Annotated in this window: 13 protein-coding genes; 9 read left to right on the forward strand and 4 right to left on the reverse strand. The window is 41.1% G+C overall.

From position 1 onward, the window contains the following. Nucleotides 1-76: 76 nt before the first annotated feature. The 3 genes from H4075_RS07820 to folK form a co-directional block, all read right to left on the reverse strand. Complete coding sequence (locus H4075_RS07820; protein ID WP_182805688.1) at nucleotides 77-1,312, reverse strand: MFS transporter; 1,236 nt, start codon at nucleotides 1,310-1,312, stop codon at nucleotides 77-79. Beyond that, nucleotides 1,309-1,941 (reverse strand): deoxynucleoside kinase, encoded by a 633-nt coding sequence (locus H4075_RS07825; RefSeq protein WP_182805690.1) that lies wholly within the window; start codon nucleotides 1,939-1,941, stop codon nucleotides 1,309-1,311. Before H4075_RS07825 ends, H4075_RS07820 begins: the two co-directional genes overlap by 4 nt. Before the next feature lie 65 nt (nucleotides 1,942-2,006). Next, the gene (gene folK / locus H4075_RS07830; protein ID WP_255460394.1) at nucleotides 2,007-2,558 is read right to left on the reverse strand and encodes a 2-amino-4-hydroxy-6-hydroxymethyldihydropteridine diphosphokinase; all 552 of its coding nucleotides are present in this window, start codon (nucleotides 2,556-2,558) and stop codon (nucleotides 2,007-2,009) included. On the opposite strand from folK, the gene H4075_RS07835 reads away from it, so the two are divergent. Both H4075_RS07835 and H4075_RS07840 read left to right on the forward strand, forming a co-directional pair. Continuing rightward, nucleotides 2,557-3,663 carry an ABC transporter permease gene (locus H4075_RS07835; protein ID WP_182805692.1) on the forward strand — a complete coding sequence of 369 codons (1,107 nt, stop codon included), beginning with the start codon at nucleotides 2,557-2,559 and terminating at the stop codon, nucleotides 3,661-3,663. The two genes, folK and H4075_RS07835, sit on opposite strands and share 2 nt — an antisense overlap. 62 nt (nucleotides 3,664-3,725) lie before the next feature. Then, nucleotides 3,726-4,304, forward strand: coding sequence for an SRPBCC family protein (locus H4075_RS07840; RefSeq protein WP_182805694.1), 579 nt, complete (start codon nucleotides 3,726-3,728; stop codon nucleotides 4,302-4,304). On the opposite strand, the gene H4075_RS07845 is transcribed toward H4075_RS07840, so the two are convergent. Further along, on the reverse strand, nucleotides 4,288-5,490 hold the full coding sequence (locus H4075_RS07845; RefSeq protein ID WP_182805696.1) for an anhydro-N-acetylmuramic acid kinase: 1,203 nt from the start codon (nucleotides 5,488-5,490) through the stop codon (nucleotides 4,288-4,290). The genes H4075_RS07840 and H4075_RS07845 overlap by 17 nt on opposite strands. Before the next feature lie 156 nt (nucleotides 5,491-5,646). Here H4075_RS07845 and H4075_RS07850 point away from each other — a divergent pair, with 156 nt between their 5' ends. From H4075_RS07850 to H4075_RS07880, 7 genes are all read left to right on the forward strand, one after another. Continuing rightward, on the forward strand, nucleotides 5,647-6,393 hold the full coding sequence (locus H4075_RS07850) for a DeoR/GlpR family DNA-binding transcription regulator (RefSeq protein ID WP_182805697.1): 747 nt from the start codon (nucleotides 5,647-5,649) through the stop codon (nucleotides 6,391-6,393). Nucleotides 6,394-6,429: 36 nt separating this feature from the next. Continuing rightward, complete coding sequence (locus H4075_RS07855; RefSeq protein ID WP_182805699.1) at nucleotides 6,430-9,462, forward strand: SusC/RagA family TonB-linked outer membrane protein; 3,033 nt, start codon at nucleotides 6,430-6,432, stop codon at nucleotides 9,460-9,462. Nucleotides 9,463-9,480: 18 nt separating this feature from the next. Beyond that, nucleotides 9,481-10,806, forward strand: a complete 1,326-nt coding sequence (locus H4075_RS07860; protein ID WP_182805700.1) for a RagB/SusD family nutrient uptake outer membrane protein — start codon at nucleotides 9,481-9,483, stop codon at nucleotides 10,804-10,806. Nucleotides 10,807-10,934: 128 nt separating this feature from the next. After that, on the forward strand, nucleotides 10,935-11,504 hold the full coding sequence (locus H4075_RS07865; protein WP_255460396.1) for an RNA polymerase sigma factor: 570 nt from the start codon (nucleotides 10,935-10,937) through the stop codon (nucleotides 11,502-11,504). Continuing rightward, the gene (locus H4075_RS07870; RefSeq protein WP_182805702.1) at nucleotides 11,485-12,930 is read left to right on the forward strand and encodes an outer membrane beta-barrel protein; all 1,446 of its coding nucleotides are present in this window, start codon (nucleotides 11,485-11,487) and stop codon (nucleotides 12,928-12,930) included. Before H4075_RS07865 ends, H4075_RS07870 begins: the two co-directional genes overlap by 20 nt. A 68-nt stretch (nucleotides 12,931-12,998) precedes the next feature. Then, nucleotides 12,999-14,261 carry an LVIVD repeat-containing protein gene (locus H4075_RS07875; protein ID WP_182805704.1) on the forward strand — a complete coding sequence of 421 codons (1,263 nt, stop codon included), beginning with the start codon at nucleotides 12,999-13,001 and terminating at the stop codon, nucleotides 14,259-14,261. A 4-nt stretch (nucleotides 14,262-14,265) separates the two neighbouring features. Continuing rightward, complete coding sequence (locus H4075_RS07880) at nucleotides 14,266-14,838, forward strand: hypothetical protein (protein ID WP_182805705.1); 573 nt, start codon at nucleotides 14,266-14,268, stop codon at nucleotides 14,836-14,838. Nucleotides 14,839-14,912: the final 74 nt, after the last annotated feature.

The following is a 14,912-nucleotide window of genomic DNA, read 5'->3' on the forward strand; positions in this document are numbered from 1 at the left end:
ACTGTAAAATAAACAATCTGCTGTTTTGTTTACAACCTACGTAAATATTCTGCACTAAAATGGATGAATGGTAAACTCAATACTCAAGTTTGCGAAGCGTGGGTGCTTTAAACCAGGTGATGGTTACAACTATGAGCGTCATGCAACCACCAAAGATCACAGAAGGAACAGTTCCCATGATAGAAGCAGCAGTACCACTCTCAAATTGCCCAAGCTCATTACTGCTGTTAATAAAAATGGAACTCACACTGCTTACACGGCCACGCATTTCGTCCGGAACAAATAACTGCAGCACAGTGCCACGTATGATCACACTCACGCCATCAAACAAACCACTGACGAACAGTGCTGCAAAACTCAACCAGAAATTTTGCGACAAGGCAAATATCAAAATACAAATACCGAAACCGCCAACAACATAAAAGAGTTTTTGCCCTTGTTTGTTCTTCATCGGTTTCCAGGTTAGGGCGGCAATGGCAATAAAGTTACCGAGATAAGTTGCTGCAGTTAACCAGCCTAATCCTTCGGGTCCAACATGTAAAATATCTTTTGCAAACACAGGCAGAAGCGCTGTAACACCACCAAACAGAACTGCAAACATGTCCAACGTCATTGAGCCAAGCAATGCTTTTTGTGTAAGAATAAAATTGATCCCTTCTTTTACACTTTCCCATGTGCGAGTGTTGCCCGGTTTAAACAGCACAGGTTTTCGTTTTACATTCTGCATGCAAAACACTGCAATAAGTACAAGCGATGAGACTGCAATAAACGCCACTGTTACATTGGTATAACCCATCAACAAACCGGCAACGCCCGGACCAATGACTGCGGCAAGTAACCATGCCATGCTATTGATGGAAGTTGCTCTTACTAATTGTGTGGGATACACCAGTTGTGAAAGAAAGGCACTGAATGCCGGACTGCTGAACGCTCTCACGGCACCTGTGGCTGCAACCAATCCATAAATACTCCACTGAACAACTGAAGTTGAATTTGACTGGATGAAATAATCGGATGTGATAAAAAGCAAACCGAGCATGATCGCAAAGTACAAGAGCATGCAAATACTGATGAGCCGTTGTTTATTACTTCTATCGATCTTTACTCCTGCAGGTAGTGCCAGTAAAATGGCAGGGATCACTTCCGATAAACCAAGTACGCCCAATGAAAGTTTACTGCCTGTTACTTCATACAATTTCCAGCCAAGTAAAACCGGCGTCATACGCAAACCCGCCAGGAAAATCAAACGTGCAGTAACATACCATGCGAATTCCTTATTGAGTAAAAAGGGTTGTTTGGCGGCTTGGTTCATGGCAGTGTAAGATAATGTTGCCCCTGTTCGTATTCTTTATCCAACGCATCAATGATCACCTGCAGATGTGCTTTGTTGCCGAGAAAATCGGCATTGCTTGCATCTACAAATAACGTTTTTACATTATGCTGTTTAATATACTGTGTATAGGTTTCCTGTATGCTGAACAGATAATCATCAGCGATCTGTTGTTCATAACTGCGGTTACGTTTGCGGATGTTTTGCTGCAAACGGGAGACAGGTGAATGCAAATAAATGAGTATCTCCGGTTGAATCAGTTGCTGATGAATAATATCAAACAGACTTTGATATAACCTGAATTCATCGGCCGGTAAATTCACTTTTGCAAACAACAAACATTTTGTAAACAGATAATCGGAGATGGTGATGGAGTTAAACATGTCCTGCGTATGCAGCAGGTCTTTCAGCTGTTTATAACGTTCTGCCATAAAGAACAGTTCCAACGGAAAAGCAAACTGTTTCGGATTCTCGTAAAACTTTGGAAGAAATGGATTGTCTGCAAATTCTTCCAGTATTAAACGAGCGTTGTAATGTTTACTCAGCAAATGTGCCAGCGTTGTTTTACCGGCACCTATATTCCCTTCTATTGTTACAAAATGATACTTCATCCGTCGGCAAATTAAAACATGCAGGCAAATCGTGGAATGAACTTATACAGTTTGTGGAAAAGTCCTCAATCAAGCTTTGTTACAGCCAGTTGATCGGCACATTCTTTCAGGAGTGTGGTAATGGTTTTTTTATAAACCGGGTGCACTTTGCGGGGTGAAAGTTCAGCAAGAGGAATCAATACAAAGCGTCTGTCCTGAATAGCAGGATGGGGAAGTGTTACAATGGCTGAATGATAGATCAGCTCATCATAAAACAAAATGTCAAGATCGATGGTGCGTGGTCCATACTTTTCGGTACGGATACGACCAAGTTCCTGCTCGATCTGCAATAAGGTTTTCATCAACTCGTCCGCAGACAGGGGTGTTTGCAGTACAATGACTTTATTTAAAAAAGCTGCCTGTTTTGTTTGTCCCCATGCCGCCGTTTCATAGATCGATGATTCGTTGGCGATGCTGCCACAACGTTCTTCCATCAGCCGGATGGCTTTGTTCAGAAATTGTTTGCGTTGTCCCTGGTTACTGCCCAATAAAATAAAAACCTTGTGTAGCGACATGCTGTAAAAATAGGGACGAAAAAGTTTTTCAGCCAACGGCATAAACAAATAGCTTTGCGCCATGAGTCAACCTTACAGCCAGTGGAAGGCAATGCTGGCTATTTCCAAGGCAAGTTTCCGGGCCATATTCCGCAGCCCCTCGGCTGTGATCTTCAGTTTTGCTTTTCCGCTCATTTTTATTTTGGTGTTTGGTTTTATTGGCGGAGGAAGTCCAACTGTTCGTATCGGTTTTACAAAAGGCACCGATACTTCACGGAACAATGCGGTATATCAGCAACTTTTGAAATACAAAACCATTCGTGTAATTGAAAAAACAGAAGATGAGTTAAGAAGTGATTTGTCGAAAGGAAGGATCACAGCTATTCTTGATATGAAGCCAAACGGCACTGATACGTTCCCGTTATACAGTATCAGCATTCAAACATCTACTGCAAGTGTTGATCGATTAGCAATTCTTCAATCAACATTAAAAGATATTATTGTAGACCTTGATCGCAGAAAAGCACCCAATGCACCAACCTATGCAAGCATTGATCTGCCTCCACCAATGCCGGGACGCATATATAAAACAATCGATTTTATTTTGCCCGGTCAGTTAGGATTTTCCTTGTTGAGTGCAGGTGTATTTGGTGTGGCATTTTTGTTTTTCAATCTGCGTCAGCAATTGGTATTGAAACGTTTTTTTGCAACACCCATCAAGCGTGGTTATATTTTGTTTGGTGAAGGCATCAGCCGTGTATTGTTTCAATTGATCACTGCTGTGGTGATTCTGTTGATCGGACGATTTGTATTTGGTTTCACCCTTGTTCATGGCTTTGTTACATTTATTGAATTGTTGTTGCTGAGTTTGGTTGGTTTGATCGTGTTCATGGGCTTTGGTTTTATTGTTAGCGGATTGGCAAAGAACGAAAGTACCATACCGCCATTCGCTAACATGTTCACCTTACCGCAGTTTTTATTAGCCGGAACATTCTTTTCAATCGATACATTTCCAAAATGGCTGCAGCCTATTTGTAAAATATTACCGTTAACACATCTCAATGATGCCATGCGAAACATTGCTTTTGAAGGAAGTCATTTGGTTGATTGCGGGAAGCAACTCGGAATACTTGGTTTGTGGGGTGTGGTATTGTATGCGATTGCGATAAAAGTTTTCAAATGGGAATAAAGCAAGATGTCTGATTTGGGAAAAACTCTTAATCCTCAACTTTCAACCCTTAACTTTTTCTTATGCGTTTAGTAAAAATGTTTTTGTTTGTGCTGCTGGGTTTGTTTGCTGTCATTACGATCATCGGGTTATTTATTCCATCGAGCGTAAAAATTTCACGTGGTATTATTGTTAGTGCCGACAGCAGCAAAGTGTACAAAGAATTAAGTGATGTAAAGAACTGGAACAAATGGTTGCCGTGGATCACAGCTGATAGTGGTGCAATTGTTCAACTCTCCCCGGTTACCAATGAACCAGGCTCTTACTTCCGCTGGAAAGGAATGAAGATCAACAGTGCAGGAACCATCACGCTTCAATCCATCAATCAAAATGAAATATTGTTATTGCATGAATTGAAGGATATGAATAAAGCAGAAGGTGGGTTTCGTATCCGCAGTACCGGTGCAAACAATAATGTAACTGAAGTGCTTTGGTATATGGAGTATAAATTGAAGTGGTATCCCTGGGAACGTTTCTTCGGCATTTTTACCGATCGAATCATTGGCTCTGCGTTCGACAAAGGACTGGAGCAATTCAAAACTTATATTGAACAGGCCGATGTAAACAGTAATGCATCAGCATCCATCACCATGGAAAACTGATCTTCCCCATTGTAACAGATGGTATTCCTTTTAACTCTTTGCTGAATTGCACATTGCCTCCTGCAATACATTCATTGGCAAGAATGGCAAACAGTACTGCTTCTTTTGCATCGGGATTTATACCAAGCTCACTCGTTAAATGAACAGGCACATTTGGTAAAAGTTGTTTGATCTGCTCCATCAACAACGGATTGTGCATACCGCCACCGCTTGCATATAAATGGAAGCTACTGCTTTGCGGCATTGTCTTTATGATGGCTTCAGCAATGGTTTGTGCGGAGAATGCGTTCAATGTTGCCATTGTATCATACACGTTCAAATCAGTTGTGCCCGATCTTTCTTTCGCAGTTTGTAAATAGTGCAGGTTAAACAATTCAGGTCCGGTGGTTTTAGGAAATGATTGCTGAAAGAAGGAGTGATCTTTTAATGCGTTCAGTAATGCTTCATTGATCGTTCCTTTTTTTGCGACTGCTGCATCCTCATCAAAATATTTTCCCAGGAAATGTTGCTGCATCAATGCATCCATTAAGGTGTTGCCTGTTCCGGTATCAGTACTGAAAATTTTATTCGCATCCATTGAGCCGGGTAGAAATGTAAAGTTGGCAATACCGCCCATGTTGAGCATAATGCGGTCTTCACCCTTCTTTGAAAAAATAAAATAATCGCCGTAAACAGCAAGTGGTGCGCCTTCGCCACCTGCCGCAATATGTTTCTGCCGGAAATCACTGATGGTGATAATGCCTGTTTCAACAGCCATGTGATCACCATCGCCAATTTGCAATGTTGCATTACTGAATTTATTTTGTTGATGCAAAGCCTTTGGGGCATGATAAACTGTTTGCCCATGGCTTGCGATGAGATCAACATCTTCTTTTTTGATAATATTCTTTTGCAAAAAAGTATTGATCATCGCTGCCTGTTGTTGTGCAACCCATGGATTGAGCAAACACAATTTTTCAAAGTCAACTTCTTTTTTAGAAAATACAGATTTGATCTCTGCTTTAAAATCAGGATCATAAGCAATGGTTTCAAACGCAGTTAATTCAATTGCTGTATCATGTCCTTCACCTGAGATTGTGCAATAAGCAATATCTAAACCGTCAACCGAAGTGCCGCTCATTAAGCCAATAATGCGGCGTTGCTTCTTTTGAGCTATGCTCATTAATTGTTGCATATTCCTGTTCATGGAATAAATATAAGAAATGCCCGAATTTGCACCTCAATTGATTTTTTGTGCCGTTTTGTGCCGTTCATATAGAATAAGGGTGCATTTTTTTGCGGGTTTTAAAAATATTTGTACTTTTCCTTTCTCTTATTACTAACGATCAACAGCCAAACCAACATGCTTAAACAGGAACGACAAGCCTTTATTGTACACCAGGTGAACCTGCACAACCGTGTGTTGTCATCTGATCTGAGTACACAGATCAATGTATCAGAAGATACCATCCGTCGTGATTTGCAGGAACTGGCGGATAAAGGAAAGATCATTAAAGTGCATGGTGGCGCTTTATCAAGATCATTCAGCAGCTCCATTAATTCTTCCAGTGTTTACAGTATTGATGCAAAGAAAACGATCGCACAAAAAGCAGCATCATTGATCAAGGATGGCATGTTTGTGATGAGCACCGGTGGTACAACCATTATTGAAATGGCCAAAGCATTGCCGGATAATTTGCGTGCAACATTTATTACAGGAAGTCTCCCCGCTGCATTGGAATATATACATCATCCAAACATTGAAGTGATTTTTATTGGGGATAAGCTTTCAAAGAGTTCACAAATTTCTATTGGTGCAGAAGCAATTCTTAAGATCAGACAATTTAAAGTTGATCTGTGTTTTCTCGGTATCAATGCGCTTGATCTTGAACATGGGTTAACGGATAATGATTACGATGTAGTACAGGTGAAGAAAGCTATGCGTGAATCAGCTTCTAAAGTAGTAGCACTCTCTATCTCTGAAAAAATAAATACCGTACAGAATATCCAGGTATGCAAAGCAAATGAACTGGATATGCTGGTAACCGAATTATCACCTGATAGCAACATCTTCGACCCTTACAAAGAAGCCGGCATCAGCATTCTCTAATGCTGCAAATTGATTATTCAAACTAAAAACTGCAAAATGAAAAGAAACGTAAAAAAGCAAAAAGGAAGATGGGAGCGATTGCCCCTTCTTCTTATCATGTTGGTGCTCTGCTCTATGCTGCAGGCACAGGTAACTATTTCCGGTAAGGTAACCGGTTCGGGTAATGCAGCAGCTGCCAATGTATCGGTGGTGGTGCGTAATACAAATTTTGGTACATCAACCGATGCAACCGGAGCATATAGTTTTTCTGCTACTCTGAAACCGGGTAAGTATGTATTGGAGTTCTCAGGTGTTGGATATAAAACGGCAACAAAAAATATATCCATTGAAAGTGGCACAAACAGTTATACAAGCGATGTTGAGTTAGAGGATGACGTACTAGGACTCGATGAAGTTGTTGTAACAGGTACAGGCGTTGCCACAAAGAAAAAACAATTGGGTAATGCTATTGCAACAGTATCGGGCAGAGAGTTAACAAGAGGTGGTGCAACATCTATTGATATGGGTTTGCAGGGAAAAGTTGCAGGTGCGCAGGTTACACAAAACAGTGGTAACCCTGCCGGTGGTATTACTGTTCGCTTACGTGGACCAAGTACCATTGTTGGTTCTTCTGATCCTTTATATATTGTTGATGGTGTCATTGTCAATAACGATTCCCGTCAGTTGATTGATCTTGGTGGTTATGCACAAAACAGGTTGGTTGATATAAACCCTGCTGATATTGATCGCATTGAAATTATTAAAGGCGCAGCAGCGGCTGCTATCTATGGATCAAGAGCAAATAATGGTGTAGTGCAAATCTTTACCAAGAAAGGTCGTGAAGGAAAACCCCAATTCAGTTTCTCTACACAGTTGCGCAGCAGTTCACTCCGTAAAAAAATGGAGTACAACCAGGTGCCTTTCAGGTTTACCAATTTTACAGCAAGCGACCTTACAACGGTTCCTGTACAGCGTTATGATTTCCAAGATAAAATTTTTCAGAACGCTATTGGTACAGAGAATGTATTGTCTGTTTCGGGAGGCACTGTTAATACAAAATATTATGCGTCGGTTTCAAACCTTTATAACGAAGGCATTGTACGCAATACCAATTTTATGCGGAATGGTTTTCGTTTAAACCTTCAGCAAAAGCTGAATAAAACAATGACGCTTAATTTCAATACTGCTTATACATACAGCACAAGTAAAGAAATTCCTAATGGAGGTATCAATGAAGCGTATGGTGCATTAACCGGTTTTATTTTTGGTAACAACTATGTTAATCCTGATAAAGATCCTGCAACAGGTATTTATCCATCAGTAAATGCAACAGCTATTGTTGCACGTACGAATCCATTGGAAGCAATTGAGCGTTTCGATTTCCGTCAAAAGACAAGCCGTATTGTATCAAGCGCACAGTTAACCATTAAACCCGTTGCAGGTTTGAATATTGAGTTTACATCGGGTATTGATAATTACACACAAACGGCAACAGCTTATATTCCTCCACGTAATACAACGCCTTCTTATAATGGTGGTTTTATCCGTCGTGCAGATGCTACTGTCATTCAGTTGAATAATGATCTTACAGCAACGTATCAAAAAGAAATTGCAAAAGAACTGCAGTCAACAACATCATTAGGTGGAACATTGCAATACGACCGGACATTAACATTCTCAGCAAATGCAACACAGTTAGGTGCATTTGGTCAAACTATTAACAATGGAACCATTGCTGCGGGTGAGTTCAGAGGTGAACGTGTCATCATGGGGGCTTTCCTTCAACAAACATTTGGCTTTAAAAACAGATACTTTGTTACAGGTGCAGCACGTGTTGATGCTTCATCTGTATATGGCATTGATAACCGTTGGCAGTTCTTCCCGAAAGTTAGTGGAACATATATTGTATCAAATGAAAAATTCTGGAGCGATGGTCTTGCAAAAGCAGTAAGTAGTTTGAAGCTGCGTGCTGCATATGGCCAGAGCGGTAATTTAACTGCAATTGGTCAGTACGATCGCTTTACGAATTTCTCTCCTGTAGTTTATGGAGGACAGGCGGGTTATATCGCTCCATCAACATTGGGCAACTTTACAGTAAAGCCCGAGCGCCAGACAGAAGTTGAAGTTGGTTTTGATCTGGGTTTGTTGAATGATGCCATCAGCGTTGAATTCAGCTATTTCAATAAGGATGTGAAAGATCTTATTCTCAACCGAACACTTGCACCAACAACTGGTTACAATAATCGTTTTGTAAACATTGGTACAATGACGAACAAAGGTTTTGAATTCCTTGTGCGTGCAGTTATTCTTAATAAAAACAAGTTGCGCTGGGTATCAAGCTTATCATATCTGAACAATAAGAACGTAGTGAATGGTGTAGAAGGTAATGGCGTGTTGCCATTTGCCGGTGGTTTTGGACAGGTTGCAGCTGTGAATGGTTATCCGTTAGGTGCGTACTACAGTACATTCTTTGCACGTAACCCTGATGGAAGTTTGCTGCGTGATTTGAATGGATTGCCACAACGTGAAAGGGGAACACAATTAGCCAATGGTAATTATACAGTTCAACGTGGTTCAAACGGTCAGCCAACAGGAACATTATTGAGCAAGGTAATTGGCCAGCCAAATCCTAAACACGTCATTTCTAAAATTGATGAACTCGATTTCGGCAAATTCAATTTCCGCATGCAGTGGGATGCCATGTTGGGTTATGATGTATTCAACTTTACTAAGCGTGTAGGTGATCGTGATTTTTATGGCGGGTTAAAAGGGTACGAACCTGAATTGCGTGGTGAAGTACCTAAAGGAACAAGTGCTGCTCTTTTCAGCATATTTGAAAACTGGATCGAAGATGGATCATTTGTAAAACTCCGTGAAGTATCAGTAGCGTATAACATGAAGCCGAAGTTTTTAAAAGGAAACAGTATGCGTTTAAGTGTTATTGGACGTAACCTGTTCTCATTTGATAAGTACAGCGGATGGGATCCTGAAGTAAACGCAGCAGGACAGGATAATGCAGTGCGTGGTTTCGATTTTGTGGAAGTGCCGATTCCAAGAATGATCATGTTCGCTGTAAACGTTAATTTCTAATTGAAAAAATTTAATGATATGAAAAAGATATTCGTCTGTTCTTTATCTCTCATTGCAATTGTGTTCAGCAGTTGTAAGATGGATATTGTAAATCCGAATGGTCCTACCGATGCACAGGTGGTTTCTACACGTGAAGGATTGATCACTTACAGTATTGGTATGAAACAAAACTATGCTGCTTCTGCATTTGAATCGCTGGCAATAACAACCGGCGGTACAACTCGTGAAGTAAAAGGTATAGCCACATTTACCACAGTGCTGGAAATTGAAGCAGGTGGTTCTGCATTGCCAACATTTAATGCGGCTGTGTTGGGTGTTTGGTTACGTATGAATCGTGTAATGGGTATGGCCGATGATATTATTGCAAATGCGCCAACTGTTCTTGCAACAGATAATGCGATGCGTTCAGGAGTGGTGGCACATGCACATTTATTTAAAGCAATGGCGATAGGTAGTTTGGCAACAGCGTTTGAGCAAGTGCCCATTGCTACCAACAAAGCAGGTGGTGTAACATTTGTTACCCGTCAGAATGGACTATTAAAAGCAATTGAGTTGCTGGAGCAGGCGGCTGCATTAATTGCTGCAACCGCACCCTCAGGCGAGTTTAATACAAGAGTTACAGGTGCAAATTTCAGCTTGTTGAATTGCATTAACGCTTACCTGGCAAGGTATAATTTGATGGCAGGTCGTTATGCACAAGCAATTGCTGCTTCCAATCTTGTTCCGTTAAGTTCAGCTTCGCAGTTTGCTTACGATGGCGCTCAAACTGTAAACCCGATTTTTACTCAATTGCGGGTAACAAATAGTTATTCGCCCCGTGACAATTTTGGTTTACCTGCAGGTATGTTCGATCCTGCTGATGGCCGCATTGCATTTTACTTCCAGGGAGCACAAGTAACAAGTGGTCCTGATGTGTTGCGTACCATTCGTGGTTTTGCGCAAACGAACAGCAGTCCTATCCCTGTTTATTTACCCGATGAAATGCGGTTGATCAAAGCTGAAGCTATCCTCCGTTCCGGCGGCACAGTAGCAGATGCAATTACAGAGATCAATGCCGTGCGTCAGCAATCAAGCGGTGATGTTTTCGGTGTTCATGCTAACCTTCCGGCATATTCAGGTTCAACTACAGTAAATGATCTGTTGACAGAGGTTTACCGGCAGCGTTGTGCTGAGTTGTATTTAAGTGGTTTGCGGTTGGAGGACAGTCGACGTTTTGGTCGCACTGCTCCACCAGCGAATGTTAACCCCGTTCCTGTAACATTTGAACGCACCAGGAATTTTTATCCTTATCCTGATCAGGAAAGATTAAATAATCCAAACACACCCGCAGATCCTGCAATCTAAATATTTTATCAGTAGTTATGTTTTAAGTGTAACAGCCCCGTTTTCCAACGGGGCTTCTTTTTGTAAAAATTTTTAACAAGGGAGCAACGAATTGAGAAATAGCTTTGTCAACCCTTTACAAAACCTGAATGATCGATCAGCGGCAACTAATAAAAGACTGTTTGCGTGGCAATGCCATGGCTCAAAAGCAACTCTATGATGCGTTTGCTGAGATCATGCTGGGTATATGTTACCGTTACACCAAATCGCTGGCTGATGCAGAGGATGTGTTGCAGGAAGGGTTTGTAAAAGTGTTTCGCAACCTGCACACTTACCGCAGCGAGGGTGAATTGGGAGGCTGGATACGCACTATTATGGTGAACACAGCCTTAAATTATTTGAAGAAGAAAAAGGAATACCAATATGATATGTCGTTCCTTAGTGAACCCCTTCATCCTGTGAGTAATGATAACCCTGAAGTACTGTTGCGCACCAAACAACTGGCAGAACTGATCAGGCAATTACCAACCGGTTATCAAACGATCTTTAACCTGCATGCGGTTGAAGGATTTACGCATGTTGAAATCGGGAAGATGCTCGGCATCAGCGAAGGCACCAGTCGAAGCCAGTATATGCGTGCAAGAAACCTGTTGATCACCTGGATTGAAAAATATAATTCCGAACCCCAAAAGCAAGTGTATGGCGGATCATCAATTTGAACAAAAGGTAAGCCAGCAGCTGGCCGACTTCAAACTGAAGCCGAATGCAGAGGTGTGGCAGCAAGTGCAACTACAATTGGAAGAAGATAGAAAACGAAGAAGATGGTTTTTCTATTTGCCGATTGCTGCTTTATTAATTGGAGGATTACTCTATGCCGTATGGCCGGTTGAAGAAACAGTGAAAGCAGATACTGTTGCGCAGGCAACTACAAATAATAGAACAACAACAACTGCAGAAAATAATACAAACGAATCATCCTTAACCAAAGCCGGATCATCAAAAACCTTAACTGAAGCAACAGCTTCTGAAAAAGAAGTAGAAGAAAACAAGTTGCAGGCACAAACAAAAACATCTGCCTCGGCTCAGCAAAACAGTGTTGTAACAAAGCAGGTTGCTCAAAAAATAAAAACAGTAAATAGACAATCTGTTGCAGGAACGACTGAAAAGCAAACAAGTAAAGATGAAGTTGTTGTTTCTGATAAAGTGTCTGTGCAAAAAGAAACAGCTGCAGATCAAACGATTGTTACTGTTGAATCAAAACAGCCGGAACAGAAGACCGACAGTGTGGTTGTAGATCAATCTGCCGCTATTAAAACAGACGCAGCTCAACCAATTGTATCAACAACTGCAGATGATACAATCGCAGTTGCACCTGCAGTACCCACACCAACAATTACAAAGAGGAAATGGCAGTTGGGCTTGCATGTAAGTTCTGGTTTATCTGATATCAGGGGGAGCCTGTTCCCGGGATCAGGATTTAAATCCTTCTCATCTTCCGATGCGTTGTATTACTCAGGAGGTAACAATGCCGGGCAAGGCGGGCCTACCCGTATTATACGTTATGAATATGCGGTTACGCCTTCCATTCACTTTGGGGCCGGCGTACTGTTTCGTAAGCCGCTTAAAAAACGGCATGCATTCGTAACAGGGCTACAATATCAATACAGCAGCTATTCTGTTACACAACGCCAGCGAATCGATTCGTTTATGACGCTAACGAATATGTTCAGCAATATATCAACGAAAGAAAAATCAGTACAGTTTCGCATGCATGCAGTGAATGTGCCGCTTGAGCTGGAGTTTAAAATTGCTGATATTAAAAAGGGCAGATTGTTATTTAGTGCCGGTATTCATAATTGGTTTGTGGTTTCCTCAACACAAACAGATACATTGTCTGCATTTCGTTATGCAGCAAGTACTGATCGTAGTATCGGGTATGGCGGAATTGCAAATGCAAAAGAAACAAAAGCAACCACTTATCAACCACAATTATACTTGTCGCCGTCATTTGAATGGCATGGTAAAAAAACAAACTCACAATTAGGTTTATATCTCGATTATGGATTGAGACCTGCTTATAAAAGCACAGTAAAAGACTATTGGTGGCAAACAGGCATTCGCTACCGCATCTTTTTCAATCGCTGAAAATATATAACAGCAACGCAACGGTTTTGAAACCGGCAGTGTCAACTTACTAAACAAACTGCTGTGATATGAAACAAATTAATTTCAGAACCTTTGCGTTGCTGCTCATAACTGTTTCTTTCTTACAAAGCTGTCTTAAAGACAAATGCACGCAAACCTATACGCTCTATCGTCCGGTTTATAAAACCAAGCAGGAGGTATGGAGCGAAATAAAAAGCAAGCCGGCGAGAGCAATCGTGAATCCGGGCAAAATCTCACTTTTCGGCAGCACTGTTTTTCTCAATGAAATTGATAAAGGCATACATGTGATCGATAACAGTAATCCATCACAACCAAAGAACATCAGCTTTATTGAAGTGCCGGGTAATATTGATCTTGCAGTTAAAGGCAACATGTTATACGCTGATCTTTTCAACGATCTTATAACAATCGATATCAGTAATCCGCAACAGGTGAACGTGTTGAGTATAAAAGAAAAAGTGTTTCCGCACCGTGCATTCGCCAATGGTTTTTCAGCTGATACAAATTTGGTGATCGTTGACTGGCTTAGGAAAGATACAACGGTAACAGTAAGTTGCGGTAACGGGCAAGGGCAGGGGCTTTTTCTGTGGGATAGAGGTTTTCTTGCTGTTGCGCAAAACTTTTCTTCATCAGGCGCAAGTGCGGCTACGAAAGGTATCAATGGTTCAATGGCGAGATTTGCATTGAGGAATGATTATCTCTATACTGTTTCAAACAGTGATCTGAAAGTATTTGGTTTACAGAATGCAGATCAGCCCCAGCAATTAAATACTATACCTGTAGGTTGGGGAATTGAAACCATTTATCCGTTCAAAGAAGAATTATTTATCGGTTCGAACAATGGTATGTTCATCTTTAGTTTACAGAATCCTGCAGCACCTCAAAAAACTGGAAGCTTTCAGCATGCATTTGCATGCGATCCTGTGATTGCTGATGATACACATGCTTATGTAACGTTGCGCAGCGGAACTACTTGCAGAGGTGCAGTTGCAAATCAACTCGATGTAATTGATATTGCAAATCTGCAGGCGCCTACCTTACTTAAAACATATCAGCTTACGAATCCGCATGGCTTATCTAAAGATGGGAATCTTTTGTTTGTGTGCGATGGTAAAGATGGCTTACGTGTGTACAACGCGGCAAATCCCACCAACTTAAGCCTGGTAAAACATATTAAAGGATTTGAAGCTTATGATGTAATTGCCTGGAACGGTAATGCATTGGTTGTTACTAAAACAGCGTTGTTGCAATTTGATTACAGCAATCAGACAAATATCAGTCAGCGCAGCAGCATTGCTATTCAACGGTAATTGTATGAGAAATACTCTTTTTATTCTTTTTATTTTGATGGTAAGCTCCTTGTTTGCTCAGGAGAAAATAAAACCTGCTGCTGAGAAGGCTGTAAAATTTCAGACGATCATACAGGGAGGATTGCTGGCCGGAAGTTCAACAGAATCGTTTGCATTGCAAACGATCAATGGCTATCGTTTTGGTAACTGGTTTGCAGGTGTTGGTGCAGGTCTTGATTTTTATATGCAGCGTGGTGTGCCTTTGTTTGCAGATCTGCGATATCATTTCTCCAATCAACGCAGATCGTTTTTCATATATACAGATGCAGGTGCACATATTCCCTGGATAAAAAACAAAGAACAACGAAATATTATTTCGCAGAGTACAGGATTGTATACCGATGCAGGTGTAGGATTTCGTCTGGCAACAAAAAAGGGTGATGGGTTTTTGTTTAGTGCCGGTTATTCTTACAAGCATGTACCTGAAAAACAGCAGGGCTTCAGTTGGCAATCGTGGCCGCAGCCGAACGGAGAAACAATTCTGAATTATAACTATCGTTTCAACCGGGTAGCGGTGAAATTTGGATTGATGTTTTAAACAATTCGTTCATCAATTATTGAATATGCAACCGGGATACACCTGTCAAAGAAGAGGCTTTTGCCTCTTTCTTT

It is taken from the genome of Lacibacter sediminis, assembly GCF_014168535.1.
GTDB classification, from domain to species: Bacteria; Bacteroidota; Bacteroidia; order Chitinophagales; family Chitinophagaceae; genus Lacibacter; species Lacibacter sediminis.

Excerpts from the sequence above, each read along its gene's own strand:
- H4075_RS07820 (WP_182805688.1), bottom strand. The coding sequence starts at position 1,312 with ATGAACCAAGCCGCCAAACAACCCTTTTTACTCAATAAGGAATTCGCA.
- H4075_RS07825 (WP_182805690.1), bottom strand. The coding sequence starts at position 1,941 with ATGAAGTATCATTTTGTAACAATAGAAGGGAATATAGGTGCCGGTAAA.
- H4075_RS07835 (WP_182805692.1), top strand. The coding sequence starts at position 2,557 with ATGAGTCAACCTTACAGCCAGTGGAAGGCAATGCTGGCTATTTCCAAG.
- folK (WP_255460394.1), bottom strand. The coding sequence starts at position 2,558 with ATGGCGCAAAGCTATTTGTTTATGCCGTTGGCTGAAAAACTTTTTCGT.
- H4075_RS07840 (WP_182805694.1), top strand. The coding sequence starts at position 3,726 with ATGCGTTTAGTAAAAATGTTTTTGTTTGTGCTGCTGGGTTTGTTTGCT.
- H4075_RS07845 (WP_182805696.1), bottom strand. The coding sequence starts at position 5,490 with ATGAACAGGAATATGCAACAATTAATGAGCATAGCTCAAAAGAAGCAA.
- H4075_RS07850 (WP_182805697.1), top strand. The coding sequence starts at position 5,647 with ATGCTTAAACAGGAACGACAAGCCTTTATTGTACACCAGGTGAACCTG.
- H4075_RS07855 (WP_182805699.1), top strand. The coding sequence starts at position 6,430 with ATGAAAAGAAACGTAAAAAAGCAAAAAGGAAGATGGGAGCGATTGCCC.
- H4075_RS07860 (WP_182805700.1), top strand. The coding sequence starts at position 9,481 with ATGAAAAAGATATTCGTCTGTTCTTTATCTCTCATTGCAATTGTGTTC.
- H4075_RS07865 (WP_255460396.1), top strand. The coding sequence starts at position 10,935 with ATGATCGATCAGCGGCAACTAATAAAAGACTGTTTGCGTGGCAATGCC.
- H4075_RS07870 (WP_182805702.1), top strand. The coding sequence starts at position 11,485 with ATGGCGGATCATCAATTTGAACAAAAGGTAAGCCAGCAGCTGGCCGAC.
- H4075_RS07875 (WP_182805704.1), top strand. The coding sequence starts at position 12,999 with ATGAAACAAATTAATTTCAGAACCTTTGCGTTGCTGCTCATAACTGTT.
- H4075_RS07880 (WP_182805705.1), top strand. The coding sequence starts at position 14,266 with ATGAGAAATACTCTTTTTATTCTTTTTATTTTGATGGTAAGCTCCTTG.